The organism is Bradyrhizobium sp. S3.7.6, from assembly GCF_054061875.1.
In genome coordinates this window covers 4,208,425-4,225,077 of the sequence record NZ_JBSSEQ010000001.1, presented here as the reverse complement: position 1 = coordinate 4,225,077, position 16,653 = coordinate 4,208,425, and the positions used below count along the sequence as shown (strand labels likewise).

Genomic DNA, 16,653 nt, shown 5'->3' with positions numbered 1-16,653 from the left:
TTTTCGGGCCACCCGCCCGACGAGGTCGCCTCGCACGGAACAATCCGCACAAAGCGAAATTGCGCCAACCGCTCCATCACCGAGCGGAAAGCGTTACGACGCCACAGAGGACCGCAGTTTCAGGGCAATCAGCATAAAGCTGCGGCCCGCGCACCGAGGTCATGCATCCGAATTCGATCTCAAGAGAACGAGCTCAAGAGACCTAAAATCGCACTGGCATTGCCTAGCTATGATCGACAGCGTTTGAGCGGCATTCGTCGAGGTTGGTGCCCGCCTTAGCGATCCCTGAGGATCCGATCCTTGGGGATCTAATCCCTGCGGATCAACGGGTGGCCCGTTCCGACGCTGGCGATGCTCACCGCCTGTCGTTAAGTGAGGCGCTTTCTATAAGTGAGAGTCGGCCAAGTCAAGGTCAAACGACAGTCAGAAAACGCTTCTGCCACCTGACGAAATCGCTGTTTGCCCGCACTCACCGCGCCTGCCGGATATGGGGACCGGACGTCCGTTCCGCCAGCCCAAAAACAATTTATACCCGGGTTAAATGTACTTTTATAACCCTTGCTAAGGCTTTTTTTCCTGTTGATGCGTCAATCTGCCGCCTGCGGCAGAGATTTGCACCATGCGCTACACCGACACTGCCATTATCGGCGGGGGATTGTCCGGCTCGACCGCCGCCGCAATGCTCGGCCGCGCCGGCATTTCGACGGTGCTGATCGACCCGCATGAGAGCTATCCGGCGGACTTTCGAGTCGAAAAACTCAGTGGTCACGTCCAGGTCGAGCGATTCCTGAAGACCGGAATCGGAGAATCGGTGCTGCGCCGCGCGACCTTTGCCGGCGAAAACTGGATCGCTCGATTCGGCCGTTTGCTCGACAAGGCACCGAGTCGGCAGTTCAACATCCTCTACGATTCGCTCGTCAACGCCGTCCGTGACGAGATCCCTGCCGGCGTCGAGCGCATCTGCGCCAAGGCGGTCTCGCTCGAGACGAGCCCGGAGCGGCAAAAGATCACGCTCTCCAATGAGGAGACGATCTCGGCCCGGCTGGTCGTGCTCGCCAACGGCCTGAACGTCGGCCTGCGCCACCAGCTCGGCATCGCGAGAAAAGTCATCAGCGCCTGCCATTCGATCTCGATCGGGTTCGACGTGGTGCCGGCGGGACGGAATTCGTTCGACTTCCCGGCACTGACCTATTTCTCGGAACGGCCGAGCGACCGAATCCCCTACATCACACTGTTTCCGACCGGTCCGCGGATGCGCGCCAATCTGTTCGTCTATCGCGGCGTCGACGACCCATGGCTGCGCGAATTGCGCCGCGCGCCAGCCGAGACGCTGAACGCCGCCCTGCCCCGGCTCAAGCGCATCACCGGCGCCTTCGACATCGCCGGCGAGATCAAGATCCGTCCGGTCGACCTCTATGTGAACGACGCAAGCGGCCAGCCCGGCCTCGTGCTGGTGGGCGATGCGTTCTCGACCTCCTGCCCCGCCGCCGGCACCGGCTGTGACAAGGTCTTCACCGACGTCGAGCGGCTCTGCAACGTCCATATCCCGGAGTGGCTCGCCTCCGACGGGATGGACGGGGCCAAGATCGCCACCTTCTACGCCGATCCGGTCAAGCGGGCCTGCGACGAATGGTCGGCGGCGAAGGCGTTCGAGTTCCGCTCCGTCTCGACCGCGACGAGTCCCTACTGGACCGCGCAGCGCTGGGCGCGCTTCATCGCTTGGTCAGTTCAAGGCTTGCTGCGGCCGCTCGGAGGAGCAATTCATCTGGAGCCGAACTTCCTCGGTCACGCCTCCTCGTCGTCCTCGTCCTCATCATCCTCGTCGAGGTCGTCTTCATCCTCGTCGTCATCGTCGCTGTCGTCATCGGCCTGAGCCACAGCGCCATGCGGCTGGTGGATCTGGTCGTTCCACAGCTTGCGATAGGTGCCGTTCCTGGCGAGCAGCTCGGCATGCGAGCCGCGCTCGATCGCCCTGCCCCCTGAGATCACGATGATCTCGTCCATCTCGACCACGGAGGTCAGGCGATGGGTCGACCAGATCATGGTGCGCCCCTTCGCGACCTTCAGCAGCGTGCGGTTGATCGCGGCCTCGGTGGTCTGGTCGAGCGCCGAGGTGGCTTCGTCCAGCAGCAGCACGGAAGGGTTACGGATGACCGCGCGCGCAATCGCGATGCGCTGGCGCTGGCCGCCCGACAGCGTATCGCCGCGCTCGCCGACCGGCGTGTCGTAGCGCTGCGGCAGGCTCATGATGTAGCGGTGGATCTCGGCCTTCTTGGCGGCGTCCTCCACCTCCTCGTCGGTCGCGCCTTCCTTGCCGAGCCGGATGTTCTCGCGAATCGACATGTTGAACAGCATGTTCTCCTGGAACACCACCGCCATGCTCCGGCGCAGCGAATCCAGCGTCACCTTGCGCACGTCGACGCCGTCGATGGCGACGCGCCCCTCGTTGGGCACGTACAGCCGCAGGATCAAATTGAGCAGCGTGCTCTTGCCGGAGCCCGAGGGGCCGACGATGGCGATGCGCTTGCCGGCGTTGAGCTTGAGGCTGAGATTGTCCAGCACCGGCGTCTGGCTGCCTTCGTACTGGAACGTCACGTGGTCGAAGGTGATGTCGTTGGTGATGCGCGGCAGATCGGGCGCGCCGGGACGATCGGCGCCGCGCGTCGGCTCATCCAGCAGCTCCTGCATGTGGCGGATCGCGGCCGCCGAGGAGATCGACACCGGGATGAAGTGCATCACGTGGGCGATGTTGTAGGAGACCTCCCAGAACGCGCTCTCGAAGGTGACGAAGGTGCCGATGGTGATCTGGCCCTTGGTCGCCAGATAGGCGCCGATCGCGAGCACGACGAGGTGCAGCAGCAGCACCGAAATGGTGACCGTCCGCTCCACCATGGTCGACAGGAACGCAGCCGAAGCGATCTTGCGGCGGGTCTCGTCGTTGCGGAAGCTGAAGAAGCCGAACATCTTGCGTTGCAGGCTGAACGCCTTGATCACGGCCTGCGCGGCCACGTTCTCCTGCACCATGCCGAGCAGCGCGCTCTCGTTCTGCTTCTGCTCGTAATTGGCCTGCACCGCCTTCGGGGTGAGGATGCGCGGCCCGATCAGCGTGATCGGGAACACCAGCAGCGCGACCGCGGCGAGCTGCCAGTTCAGGAACAACATCAGGATGATGCCGGCGATCAATTCCAGGAACGGCAGCGCCGCACTGTTGGCGAAGGTCTTGACCGAGCCCTCGAAGGCCGAAAGGTCGACGGAAAAGCGCGACAGTATCTCGCCGCGCTTGGTGCGGCCGAAATAGGCCGCCGGCAGGTCCTGGACATGCTCGAACAGGCGCTTGCGGACATCGGAGATGATGCAGGCAGCCAGCCTGGCGTCCCAGCGCTCGTACCAGACCGCCACGATCGAGGTGAAGATGCCGGCGACCGCGAGCACGCCGAGGATCTTGTAGAGCGCCTGGAAATCCTCCTCGCCGAGCGCGTCGTCGATCAGGTACTTCAGGCTGAGCGGCATGATGACGTTGAACAGCGTCTCGACGCAGACGCCGAACGCCACGAATGACAGCATCCGCTTGTAGTTGGACAGGAACGGCTTGACGAAACCCAGGATGGTCGCGAGCGCGCCTGCGGCCTCGCGCGCGGTAAAGACGACGAGCTCCTCGTCCTCATCGTCGTCGTCGAGCTCCAGCTCGTCATCCTCCTCGTCTTCGTCGTCCTCGTCGTCTTCGAGGTCCGCCTTGACGGGGACAAGCTTGTCGTCGAGCTCGGCCGCCTCTTCCGTGGCGAGTTTCTGTTTGTCGGGCGGGAGGGGCTTGGACGCCATGAAACCAACCGATGCTGACGGCCGGCATGACCGCGGAGAAAGCAGGAAATAGCGGCAACCGCTATCGCACCGATTCTATGCGATCATGACGAATTCGGCAAAGCAATTGGCTACGCCGGTCCGATCCTGTCTCTAGTCGTCGTCCTCATCCTCGACCTTGTCGAAGAAGGAATAACGCAGGCTGTCGGCGTCGGCGTACCACTGGCCCGGGCCCTTGTTGGCGGCAAGCGTCGCCTCCCAGAGCGCGTCGGTGCAGTCCTTGCGATGCATCGACAGGTCAAAGCCGTTGCCGAAGAACAGCTCGGACCATTCCCACCAGGTGCCGAGCTTCTTGACGCCGCGCAGCAGGTCGTAGCGGTCGATCACCACTGAAGCCATGTCCGAGGTGATCGAGCCGAACACGAGGCCGGTCTTGACCACGCGGTTCAGTTCGCGGATCGCGCGGACCACCTGCTTCGGGGAAACATGGCAGAGGCTGGTCTCGAACACGAAGTCGAAGGCGCCGTCCTTGAACGGCATGTCGGTGATCGAGCCGAGCTTGTTGTACTTCTTCAGCGCCTTCGGCGTCCTGGCGTGGATGGCGCGGTTGTTCTCGATGCCGAAGGCATCGATGCCGCGATCGCGCAGCGCGCCGACCAATTCGCCGCTGGCCGAGCCCGCGACCAGCAGCTTGGCGCCCTTGGCCTTGCCCCAGACGATGCCGATCAGCTTGGTGAGATAATCGGGATCGGTGAAGTGGCGCCAAGCTTCGCTGTAGGGACCGAGGCCGCGATAGTTCTCGAAATAGTCGCGGTCGATCTTGTCCGAGACCGGCTCGCCCTCCTCCTGTCCGCGCTCGCGGCGCAGGCGCATCATCTCGGTCAGGATGATGTCGGTCGCCGCGTCCGAGGAGTCGAGCAGACCGTTCAGCGTGGAGTCGAACAGATAATCGCCGACCACCACGATGCCGGGATGCTCCTTCGGCTCCGGCCGGTGATTGGTCATGACGTCGCGCACGGGCAGACCGCCGGGGATGGCGTTCACCGACGACAGCCAGCGGTGGATCTTGCCTTCCACGAAATGCGAACGCGCATCGCCGAGCGAGGCGGGCAGCGATTTCAGTGCGGCGTCGATCAGCTCCTGATCCGACAAATTGGCGAAGGCCAGCGCGTCGGAGCCGGGAATCAGCCAGTTCAGCACGCCGTGCTTGCCAACGTCATGGCGCGCGCCCTCGTTGTAGACGCAGCAGCCGCCGAAGGCTTCCGACATGAACCAGGCGCCAGAAATCTTCTCGCCCCAGAACGGCGTGTCGAACAGGATCGAGACGCGCAGATAGTGCGCGGGACGATCGAAATACGAGACGTGCTTGACCATCGACTTGCGGAGCTGCTCGCCTTCCCAGCCCATCGTCGCGAGCCACGAATGCGGCAGGCAGACCAGCACGAGGTCGAAGTCGCGCGTCTCCGGCCCCTTGCCGTTCATCATCTTCAGCTGGTAGCGGCCGGTCGGCGCCTTGCCGACGGTGAGCACGCGGTGATTGAGCTGGACGTCGGCGTTGACCTCCGACTGCAGGCACTCGATCAGCTGCTCGTTGCCGTTCTGGATGGAATAGAGGCCGATATAGCCGTCGACGTCCATCAGGTAGTTCTTGAGCGCGTTGAGCCCGTTGGTGTTGTGGCTTTCGGTCGCGATGTCGGAGCGCGCCATCACCTTGAAGAAACGCTTTGCGGTTTCGTCCTCGACCTCCTCGTCGAGCACCTGCTCGGCGGTCTTGTAGGCCCAGGGATTCTCGTTGTCGTGCGCGCCGACGCCCTCGTAATATTCGATCGGCGTCATCGCCTCGGCGCAGCGGTTCCGGAACGCCTCGATCGCAGCCGCAGTCTTGGCGCCGTATTTGCGGCGCATGCCCGCGACGTCGTTGAGGAGCTCGCCGCCGAACTGCACCTGCTCGGCGTCCATCGGAATGGTCTGAAGTCCGAAATGCTGGATCAGCTCGCGCAGCGGATCGGGACCGGTCATCGAGTAGTCGTAGATCTCGGCAACGCCGGCCTCGTACATCGCCGGCGCGGAATCGAATTTGCGCGTGACGATCTTGCCGCCGAGCCGGTCGGAGGCCTCGTAGATGGTGATGCGGCAGAGGTCGCCGAGCTTACGCTTCAAGTACCAGGCGCTCATCAGCCCGCCGGGGCCGCCGCCTACGATTGCGAGATCAAGCATATGAGTTCCGTGGTCTCCGGCCCTGCCCCCGTCACGGGACCACCGGTCTAACTTCCCTTAGCAGAAGCGCTTTTGCGCCTGAAGGAAAGATGAACAAAGGTTGATCCTGCACCGCAACAGGCAAACAAAGCAGCAAAAAGGCCGGCTTGCGCCGGCCTTTTCATTGTCCTCGGTATTCCTACGGATGAACGATTATTCCGCAGGAGGCAGCGCAGGAAGCTCCGCTTCCGGCGCGGGCGACACGACGGCCGCCTGCTTCTCGCGCTCGTCCAGGATCAGCTTGTCGCGCTTCATCGCGACTTCGCGGATCTTGGCCATGGAGGCGCCGGTGCCCGCCGGGATCAGCCGGCCGACGATGACGTTCTCCTTGAGGCCTTCGAGCGGATCGACCTTGCCGTTGACCGCCGCTTCCGTGAGGACGCGGGTGGTCTCCTGGAACGAGGCCGCCGAGAAGAAGGAGCGGGTCTGGAGGCTCGCCTTGGTGATGCCGAGCAGAACCGGCGTTCCCGTGGCGATCTTCTTGCCCTCTTCCTTCGCCTTCTCGTTGAGCGCGTCGAACTCGATCTTGTCGACCTGCTCGCCGGAGATCATGTCCGTGTCGCCCTGGTCGGTGACTTCCACCTTCTGGAGCATCTGACGGACAATCACCTCGATGTGCTTGTCGTTGATGAGCACGCCCTGGAGCCGGTAGACCTCCTGGATCTCGTTGACCAGATAGGCCGCGAGCTCCTCGATGCCCTTGACCGCCAGGATGTCGTGCGGCGCCGGGTTGCCTTCGACGATGAAGTCGCCCTTTTCGACGACGTCGCCGTCCTGAAGGTGGATGTGCTTGCCCTTCGGGATCAGGTACTCGCGTGCCTCGTCGGTCTTGTCCATCGGCTCGATCGAGATGCGACGCTTGTTCTTGTAGTCGCGTCCGAACCGGATGGTGCCCGAGATTTCGGCGATGATCGCCGCATCCTTCGGACGCCGTGCCTCGAACAGTTCCGCCACCCGCGGCAGACCGCCGGTGATGTCACGCGTCTTGGCGCTTTCGGTCGAGACACGGGCGAGGATGTCGCCCGTATTGACCTTGGCTCCGACGTCGACCGAGAGAATGGCATCGACCGACAGCATGTAGCGGGCATCGCCGCCACGGGCGAGCTTGAGCACCTTGCCGTCCTTGCCCTTAACCACGATGGCCGGACGGAGGTCCGCGCCGCCGCGGGTCGAGCGCCAGTCGATGACCACGCGCTTGGCGATACCGGTGGCCTCGTCGAGCGTTTCCGAGATCGACTGCCCCTCGACCAGATCCTCGAAGCCGATGGTACCTTCGACTTCGGTGAGCAGCGGACGGGTGTAGGGATCCCACTCGACGATGCGCTGGCCGCGCTTGACGGTGTCGCCCTCGTCGACGTGCAGGCGCGAACCGTACTGGATACGGTGCGTCGCACGCTCGGTGCCGTCGGCATCGACGATCGCGATCACCATGTTGCGGACCATCGCGACCAGGTGACCTTCGCTGTTGCGGGCGATGGCCTTGTTCCTGATCACGATCTTGCCGTCGAAGTTGGATTCGACGAACGACTGCTCGTTGAGCTGCGCCGCACCACCGATGTGGAAGGTGCGCATGGTCAGCTGGGTGCCGGGCTCGCCGATCGACTGCGCCGCGATGACGCCGACGGCTTCACCGTGGTTGACCGGCGTGCCGCGGGCGAGGTCGCGGCCGTAGCACATGCCGCAGATGCCGTTGACGAGCTCGCAGGTCAGTGCCGAGCGGATCTTCACCTCCTGCACGCCACCCTGGTGGATGGCGTCCAGATGGCTCTCTTCCATCAGCGTACCGCGCTTGATGATCACCTTGCCCGAGCTGTCACGCACGTCTTCGCAGGCCGTGCGGCCGAGGATGCGCGAGCCGAGCGAGGCGACCACGGTGCCGGCATCGACGATGGCGCGCATCTTGATGCCGAGCTTGGTGCCGCAGTCGTTCTGCGTGATGATGCAGTCCTGCGCCACGTCGACGAGACGACGGGTCAGGTAGCCCGAGTTCGCGGTCTTCAACGCGGTGTCCGCGAGGCCCTTACGGGCACCGTGGGTCGAGTTGAAGTACTCGAGCACCGAGAGGCCTTCCTTGAAGTTCGAGATGATCGGCGTCTCGATGATCTCACCCGACGGCTTGGCCATCAGGCCGCGCATGCCGGCGAGCTGGCGCATCTGGGCCGGCGAACCGCGGGCACCGGAGTGAGCCATCATGTAGATCGAGTTGATGTCGGCATCCGCCCCGCTCGCCGTCTTCTTGGTCGAGGAGATCTCCTTCATCATCGCCTTGGCGATTTCTTCCGTGGCCTTCGACCAGGCGTCGACGACCTTGTTGTACTTCTCGCCATGGGTGATCAGACCGTCGTTGTACTGCTGCTCGAAATCCTTCGCCAGCGTACGGGTGGTGTCGACGATCTTCCACTTGGAGTGCGGCACGACCATGTCGTCCTTGCCGAACGAGATGCCGGCCTTGAACGCGTTGTAGAAGCCGAGCGCCATGATGCGGTCGCAGAAGATCACAGTCTCCTTCTGGCCGCAGTGACGGTAGACCTGGTCGATCACGCCCGAGATTTCGCGCTTGGTCATCAGCTTGTTGATGATCTCGTACGAAATCCGCGGGTTCTTCGGCAGCAGGTTGCCGAGCATGACGCGACCCGCGGTGGTCTCGATCCAGCGCGTCGAGACCTTGCCGGTCTCGTCCATGCCCTGCCACCGATACTTGATCTTGGTGTGGAGGTGGATGACCTTCGCGTGCAGCGCGTGCTCGAGCTCAGCCATGTCGCCGAAGATCTTGCCCTCGCCGGGCAGGCCTTCACGCATGATCGAGACGTAGTAAAGACCGAGCACGATGTCCTGCGACGGCACGATGATCGGCTGGCCGTTCGCCGGATGCAGGATGTTGTTGGTCGACATCATCAGGACGCGCGCTTCCAGCTGCGCCTCGAGCGACAGCGGAACGTGCACGGCCATCTGGTCGCCGTCGAAGTCGGCGTTGAACGCGGCGCAGACCAGCGGATGCAGCTGGATCGCCTTGCCCTCGATCAGCACGGGCTCGAACGCCTGGATGCCGAGACGATGCAGCGTCGGTGCGCGGTTGAGCAGCACCGGATGCTCGCGGATGACCTCGTCCAGGATGTCCCAGACCTCGGGCCGCTCCTTCTCGACCAGCTTCTTCGCCTGCTTCACGGTGGTGGACAGGCCCTTGGCGTCAAGCCGCGAGTAGATGAACGGCTTGAACAGCTCGAGCGCCATCTTCTTCGGCAGGCCGCACTGATGCAGGCGCAGCTCGGGACCGACCACGATCACCGAACGGCCCGAATAGTCGACGCGCTTGCCGAGCAGGTTCTGACGGAAGCGACCCTGCTTGCCCTTGAGCATGTCGGCGAGCGACTTCAGCGGACGCTTGTTGGCGCCCGTGATGACGCGGCCGCGGCGGCCGTTGTCGAACAGCGCATCGACCGCTTCCTGAAGCATGCGCTTCTCGTTGCGGATGATGATGTCCGGCGCGCGCAGCTCCATCAGCCGCTTCAAGCGGTTGTTGCGGTTGATGACGCGGCGGTAGAGGTCGTTGAGGTCCGAGGTCGCGAAGCGGCCGCCGTCCAGCGGCACCAGCGGACGCAGGTCCGGCGGGATCACCGGAACCACGGTCATGATCATCCATTCCGGCTTGTTGCCGGAGTGGCGGAACGCTTCCACGATCTTCAGGCGCTTGGCGAGCTTCTTGTGCTTGATGTCGGAGTCGGTCTCCTGCATCTCGAGGCGCAAGGTGGCTTCGAGCTTCTCGAGGTCCATGCCCTTGAGCAGCTCGCGGATCGCTTCCGCGCCGATCATGGCGGTGAAGGAATCCTGGCCGTACTCGTCCTGTGCCTTCAGATACTCGTCTTCCGACAAGAGCTGACGGTCCTTCAGCGCGGTGAGACCCGGCTCGAGCACGACGTAATATTCGAAATAGAGGATCCGCTCGAGATCCTTCAGCGTCATGTCCAGCAGAAGGCCGATGCGCGAGGGCAGCGACTTCAGGAACCAGATGTGCGCGACGGGGGCTGCGAGCTCGATATGGCCCATGCGCTCGCGCCGGACGCGCGACAGCGTGACCTCGACCGAGCACTTCTCGCAGATGATGCCCTTGTACTTCATGCGCTTGTACTTGCCGCACAAGCACTCGTAGTCCTTGATCGGCCCGAAGATGCGGGCGCAGAACAGGCCGTCGCGCTCGGGCTTGAAGGTACGGTAGTTGATGGTCTCCGGCTTCTTGATCTCGCCGTAGGACCAGGACAGAATCTTCTCAGGAGACGCGATCGAAATCCGGATCTGGTCGAAGACCTGAGCCGGAGTCGTCGGGTTGAAGAGATTCATAATTTCTTGGTTCATCGTCTTCTCCTCGCGTGCCGGTCGCCTACGGCCGCAAATTCGAAAATCACTCAATCGGGGCGCCCTGCCCTCAAGGCCTCGGGAGGGGCGCCGATGCCCGGCCGTGAAGGCCGGGCATGAAAGGTCGTATTACTCGGCTGCTTCCGACGTCGGCGCCGGTCCCACCTTGGAGTTGTGCAGGTCGACGTTGAGGCCGAGCGAGCGCATTTCCTTGACCAGCACGTTAAACGATTCCGGAATACCGGCCTCGAACGTGTCGTCGCCGCGGACGATCGCCTCGTACACCTTGGTACGGCCGGCGACGTCGTCCGACTTGACCGTCAGCATCTCCTGGAGCGTGTACGCCGCGCCGTAAGCCTCGAGCGCCCACACTTCCATTTCGCCGAAGCGCTGGCCACCGAACTGCGCCTTGCCGCCCAGCGGCTGCTGGGTGACGAGCGAGTACGGACCGATCGAACGCGCGTGGATCTTGTCGTCCACGAGATGGTGCAGCTTGAGCATGTAGATGTAGCCCACCGTCACCTTGCGATCGAAGGCATCGCCGGTACGGCCGTCATAGACGGTCGACTGACCCGAAGCGTCGAGACCGGCAAGCTTCAGCATCTCCTCGATGTCGGCTTCCTTGGCGCCGTCGAACACCGGCGTCGCGATCGGCACGCCGCGGCTCAGATTGTGACCAAGCTCGATCAACTCGTTGTCGTTGAGCGACTTGATCGTCTCGTCCTCGCCGTAGACCTTCTTCAAGGTTTCCTTCAGCGGCTTGATGTCCTGCTTCGACAGATAGGCATCGACCGTCTGGCCGATACGCTTGCCGAGGCCGGCGCAAGCCCAGCCGAGATGGGTCTCGAGGATCTGTCCGACGTTCATGCGCGAGGGCACGCCGAGCGGATTGAGCACGATGTCGGCATGCGTACCGTCTTCGAGGAACGGCATGTCCTCGATCGGCACGATCTTCGACACCACGCCCTTGTTCCCGTGGCGGCCGGCCATCTTGTCGCCGGGCTGGATCTTGCGCTTCACCGCGACGAAGACCTTGACCATCTTCATCACGCCGGGCGGCAGTTCGTCACCGCGCTGAAGCTTCTCGACCTTGTCGAGGAAGCGCTGTTCCAGCCCCTTCTTCGACTCGTCGTACTGCTTCCGCATGGCCTCGATCTCGGCCATCAGCTTGTCGTTCGGCGAAGCGAACAGCCACCACTGCGACTTCGGGTACTCCTCGAGCACCGCACGGGTGATCTTGGTGTCCTTCTTGAAGCCCTTCGGGCCCGCAATGCCCTGCCGTCCCTCGAGGAGCTCGGCAAGACGGTTGTAGACGTTGCGGTCCAGGATCGCCTGCTCGTCGTCGCGGTCCTTGGCCAGACGCTCGATCTCTTCCCGCTCGATCGCCAGCGCACGCTCGTCCTTGTCGACGCCGTGACGGTTGAACACGCGCACTTCCACGATCGTGCCCTGCACGCCCGGAGGAACGCGCAGCGAGGTGTCGCGAACGTCGGAGGCCTTTTCGCCGAAAATGGCGCGCAGAAGCTTTTCTTCCGGCGTCATCGGGCTTTCGCCCTTCGGCGTGATCTTGCCGACCAGGATGTCGCCGGCGCGCACTTCCGCGCCGATGTAGACGATACCGGCTTCGTCGAGGTTCTTCAGCGCTTCTTCCGAGACGTTCGGAATGTCGCGGGTGATTTCCTCAGGGCCGAGCTTGGTGTCGCGGGCCATCACCTCGAACTCCTCGATGTGGATCGAGGTGAAGACGTCTTCCTTCACGATCCGCTCGGAGAGCAGGATCGAGTCTTCGAAGTTGTAGCCGTTCCACGGCATGAACGCGACCAGCACGTTGCGGCCGAGCGCGAGCTCACCGAGATCGGTCGACGGACCGTCGGCGATGATGTCGCCCTTCTTGACGATGTCGCCGACCTTCACCAGCGGACGCTGGTTGATGCAGGTCGACTGGTTGGAGCGCTGGTACTTCATCAGACGGTAGATATCGACGCCCGACTTGGTCGGATCGAGATCTTCCGTGGCGCGGATGACGACGCGGGTCGCGTCGATCTGGTCGATCACGCCCGAACGGCGCGCCGCGATCGCGGCACCCGAGTCACGCGCAACCACACCTTCCATGCCGGTGCCGACGAACGGCGCCTCGGCGCGAACCAGCGGCACCGCCTGGCGCTGCATGTTCGAGCCCATCAGCGCGCGGTTGGCGTCGTCGTTCTCGAGGAACGGGATCAGCGCCGCGGCGACCGAAACGAGCTGCTTCGGCGACACGTCCATGTAGTCGACCTTGTCCGGCGTCACCGGCAAGACTTCGCCGGCGTGACGGCAGACCACGAGATCTTCGGTGAAGCGGCCCTTCGGGTCGAGCGGCACGTTGGCCTGCGCGACCGTGTAGCGGCCCTCTTCCATCGCCGAGAGGTACACGACCTCGTCGGTGACGCGGCCGTCCTTGACCTTGCGGTACGGCGTCTCGACGAAGCCGTACTTGTTCACGCGCGCGAAGGTCGCGAGCGAGTTGATCAGGCCGATGTTCGGACCTTCCGGCGTCTCGATCGGGCAGATGCGGCCGTAATGCGTCGGATGCACGTCGCGCACCTCGAAGCCGGCGCGCTCGCGGGTCAGACCGCCCGGTCCAAGCGCCGACAGGCGGCGCTTGTGGGTGATCTCCGACAGCGGGTTGGTCTGGTCCATGAACTGCGAGAGCTGCGAGGAGCCGAAGAACTCGCGCACGGCGGCAGCCGCCGGCTTCGCGTTGATCAGGTCCTGCGGCATGACCGTGTCGATGTCGACCGAGGACATGCGCTCCTTGATCGCGCGCTCCATGCGCAGCAGGCCGATGCGGTACTGGTTCTCCATGAGCTCGCCGACCGAGCGCACACGGCGGTTGCCGAGATGGTCGATGTCGTCGATCTCGCCCTTGCCGTCGCGCAAATCCACCAGCGTCTTGATGACGGAGAGGATGTCTTCCTTGCGCAGCGTACGCTGGGTGTCGGGCGCATCGAGGTCGAGGCGCATGTTCATCTTGACGCGGCCGACCGCGGACAGGTCGTAGCGCTCGGCGTCGAAGAACAGCGACTGGAACATCGCCTGCGCCGAATCCAGCGTCGGCGGCTCGCCCGGACGCATCACGCGGTAGATGTCGAACAGCGCGTCCTCACGCGTCATGTTCTTGTCGGCCGAGAGCGTGTTGCGGATATAGGCGCCGACATTGACGTGGTCGATGTCGAGCAGCGGCAGCTCCTTGTAGCCCTGCTCGTTGAGGGCCTTCATCGACTTGTCGGTGATCTCTTCACCGGCTTCCGCGTGGATCTCGCCGGTCTTCGGGTTGACGAGGTCCTCGGCGAGATAGTTGCCGACGAGCTCCTCATCGGACAGCCGCAGCGCCTTCAGGCCCTTCTCCTGCATCTGACGCGCACCGCGCACGGTGAGCTTCTTGCCGGCCTCGAGCACGACCTTGCCGGTGTCGGCGTCGATCAGGTCGTTGATGGTCGAGTAGCCGCGGAAACGGTTGGCGTCGAACGGAACGCGCCAGCCTTCCTTGGTCCGCTTGTAGAGAATCTTCTTGTAGAACGTGGACAGGATCGCCTCGCCGTCGAGGCCGAGCGCGAACATCAGCGACGTCACCGGAATCTTGCGGCGACGGTCGATACGCGCATAGACGATGTCCTTGGCGTCGAACTCGATGTCGAGCCAGGAGCCGCGATACGGGATGACGCGGGCGGCGAACAGCAGCTTGCCCGACGAGTGGGTCTTGCCCTTGTCGTGATCGAAGAACACGCCGGGCGAACGGTGCATCTGCGAGACGATGACGCGCTCGGTGCCGTTGACGATGAAGGTGCCGTTCATCGTCATGAGCGGAATGTCGCCCATGTAGACGTCCTGCTCCTTGATGTCCTTCACCGACTTCGCGCCGGTTTCCTCGTCGATATCGAACACGATGAGGCGCAGCGTCACCTTGAGGGGTGCCGCGAAGGTCATGCCGCGCTGGCGGCACTCGTCGACGTCGTATTTCGGCTGCTCGAACTCGTAGCGGACGAATTCCAGCATCGAGGTGCCCGAGAAGTCGGAGATCGGGAACACCGAGCGGAACACCGCCTGCAGGCCCTCGTCAAGACGCCCGCCCGCGGGTTCGTCGACCATCAGGAACTGGTCATAGGACGCCTTCTGAACCTCGATGAGGTTCGGCATCTCGGCGACTTCCTTGATGTGTCCGAAGAACTTGCGAACGCGTTTGCGACCGGTGAATGTCTGCTGCGCCATCGTGGCCTCTCATTTCGTCGCCCGCTCCGGGCGCGCCGTCCAGGAGGCGGTTGCCACCGCTCCCCGGGTTGAATTTTTCGAACCCGTTTTGGGGACCAAAAATCCAGATTCAGACCGTCATGTCCTGAATCTGTTCTTCAGACCTTCAAAACGCAAAACGACGCGCGGGGCGCATAGGCACGCCCGCCCGTCACAACGATTGTCTTCACGGACTGCAAAAGCCCGAAATAGCCTGCTCTCCCAACGGCTTACAGGGAATCCGGCATCCCTGCCCACCGCGCTTTCGTGCTGTCGAACCGATATGGGGCGACAATAGTCGAGATTCGAGGGGTTAACCTTCAAATCCCAACACTTTTTCGTGTTCGGCCCGCGTCGGGATGTTCCGTCGCACGCCTTTTGCATATTGCCCACCCCTTAGATGGGTGGTCCGAGACCCCGGACTTCGCTGATGCTCGCCCGGGATCTCGCGCCAGTAAGCGTTGCTTACTTGAGCTCGACCTTCGCGCCAGCCTTCTCGAGCTGGACCTTGAGCTTCTCGGCCTCGTCCTTGTTCACGCCTTCCTTGACAGGCTTCGGCGCGCCCTCGACGAGGTCCTTTGCTTCCTTCAGGCCCAGGCCGGTGATGGCGCGGACTTCCTTGATGACCTCGATCTTCTTCTCGCCGGCGGCGGCGAGAACGACCGTGAACTCGGTCTTCTCTTCAGCCGGAGCGGCGGCAGCGCCACCACCAGCCGGGCCGGCCACGGCGACAGCCGCGGCAGCCGAAACGCCCCACTTCTCTTCGAGGAGCTTCGCGAGTTCGGCAGCTTCGAGCACGGTGAGGCTCGAGAGGTCGTCAACGATCTTCTGCAAGTCAGCCATTGTTCAGTTTCCTTGAGTGTATGTCTGGTTCGGGTTTGAGTTTTGCGAAGGGCGTCAGGCCGCTTCGCCCTTTGAGGCATGAGCCTGGATGACGCGCGCGAGCTTGCCCGCGGGCGCATTGGCGAGCTGAGCGATCTTGGTCGCCGGGGCCACAAGAAGGCCGACGATCTTGGCGCGCAGTTCATCAAGCGACGGCAGCGAGGCAAGTGCCTTCACGCTGTCGACATTCAGGACGGTCTTTCCCATCGAGCCGCCAATGATGACGAACTTTTCGTTCGTCTTGGCGAATTCGACGGCGACCTTCGGCGCCGCTACCGGATCGTTCGAAGTGGCGATCACGGTCGGTCCCTTCAGCATGGGGCCGATGGCAACGACGTCAGTGCCTTCAAGAGCAATTTTGGCGAGACGGTTCTTCGAGACCTTCACCGAGGCGCCAGCCTGCTTCATCTGCATACGCAGCTTCTGCATCTGGGCAACGGTCAGGCCGGAATATTGAGCAACGACCGCGACGCTCGTGGTCTTGAAGACCCCATTGAGCTGTTCGACCGCTTCCTTTTTTGCCGCTCGTTCCACAGCAAGCTCTTTCCGGTTGGCGGTCATCGCAAGAAGCGGGACCGCCGGGTTGCACCCATCGTCCCACCCAAAACCTGAACCTCGGGGCCAAAACCCCTTGGACACGCGCCGGGCGAGACGACAATTCAAAGCCTGCCCTCCGGGAGCCCTTAAGGCCCACGGCGTGTCGAGGTCCGAACCAGACCCGTTTCGCAAGCCAGCCGTTAAAGCTGGGCGCGAAGTGAAATCCGGTCTTCACCCGTCTATGCAGGCCATGCGATTAAGCCGTTGAGAAATCGAAATTTCCCGCGGGCGCCTGCAGTCTTGGACAGGACAAGGTCAGCCGGCGAACCGCCCGACCCCTGCCCGCACTCCACCAACCGACGGGTTTTCCTTCCTTTTCGGGCAAATCCTCACGGACGTCCTGAAAAGGAATGATCTCCTGTCTTGTCGGGTTTTCGGAATACGTGCACGAACGCGCCAGCCGAGGCCGGCACGTCCGGAAGCGGTTCTTTAACCGCTCGGAGCCCGCTTGCCAAGAGCAAAATTCACACCAGTTCCAATCGACTGGCGGCAGGGCTTGAGACG

General features: G+C 63.0%; 7 protein-coding genes. 1 reads left to right on the top strand and 6 read right to left on the bottom strand.

Features of this window, described 5'->3' with window-relative positions:
- Nucleotides 1–619: 619 nt before the first annotated feature.
- Entirely contained in the window at nt 620–1,873 is a 1,254-nt protein-coding gene (locus tag ACVJ5M_RS20210; protein ID WP_354099934.1) for an FAD-dependent oxidoreductase, read from the top strand.
- Here the strand turns inward: ACVJ5M_RS20210 and ACVJ5M_RS20205 are convergent.
- The 6 genes from ACVJ5M_RS20205 to rplJ form a co-directional block, all read right to left on the bottom strand.
- Entirely contained in the window at nt 1,786–3,819 is a 2,034-nt protein-coding gene (locus ACVJ5M_RS20205) for an ABC transporter ATP-binding protein (protein ID WP_283016854.1), read from the bottom strand. The two genes, ACVJ5M_RS20210 and ACVJ5M_RS20205, sit on opposite strands and share 88 nt — an antisense overlap.
- 132 nt (nt 3,820–3,951) lie before the next feature.
- Entirely contained in the window at nt 3,952–6,015 is a 2,064-nt protein-coding gene (locus ACVJ5M_RS20200) for an FAD-dependent oxidoreductase (protein ID WP_354099933.1), read from the bottom strand.
- A gap of 192 nt (nt 6,016–6,207) precedes the next feature.
- On the bottom strand, nt 6,208–10,404 hold the full coding sequence (gene rpoC / locus ACVJ5M_RS20195; protein WP_071912831.1) for a DNA-directed RNA polymerase subunit beta': 4,197 nt from the start codon (nt 10,402–10,404) through the stop codon (nt 6,208–6,210).
- Nucleotides 10,405–10,533: 129 nt separating this feature from the next.
- A complete protein-coding gene (gene rpoB, locus ACVJ5M_RS20190) occupies nt 10,534–14,652 on the bottom strand; it encodes a DNA-directed RNA polymerase subunit beta (protein WP_028152884.1) in 4,119 nt (1,372 codons plus the stop codon).
- 483 nt (nt 14,653–15,135) lie between these two features.
- Nucleotides 15,136–15,513 carry a 50S ribosomal protein L7/L12 gene (rplL, locus tag ACVJ5M_RS20185; RefSeq protein ID WP_063982571.1) on the bottom strand — a complete coding sequence of 126 codons (378 nt, stop codon included), beginning with the start codon at nt 15,511–15,513 and terminating at the stop codon, nt 15,136–15,138.
- A gap of 54 nt (nt 15,514–15,567) precedes the next feature.
- A complete protein-coding gene (gene rplJ / locus ACVJ5M_RS20180; RefSeq protein WP_063986291.1) occupies nt 15,568–16,086 on the bottom strand; it encodes a 50S ribosomal protein L10 in 519 nt (172 codons plus the stop codon).
- Between the last annotated feature and the right edge of the window lie 567 nt (nt 16,087–16,653).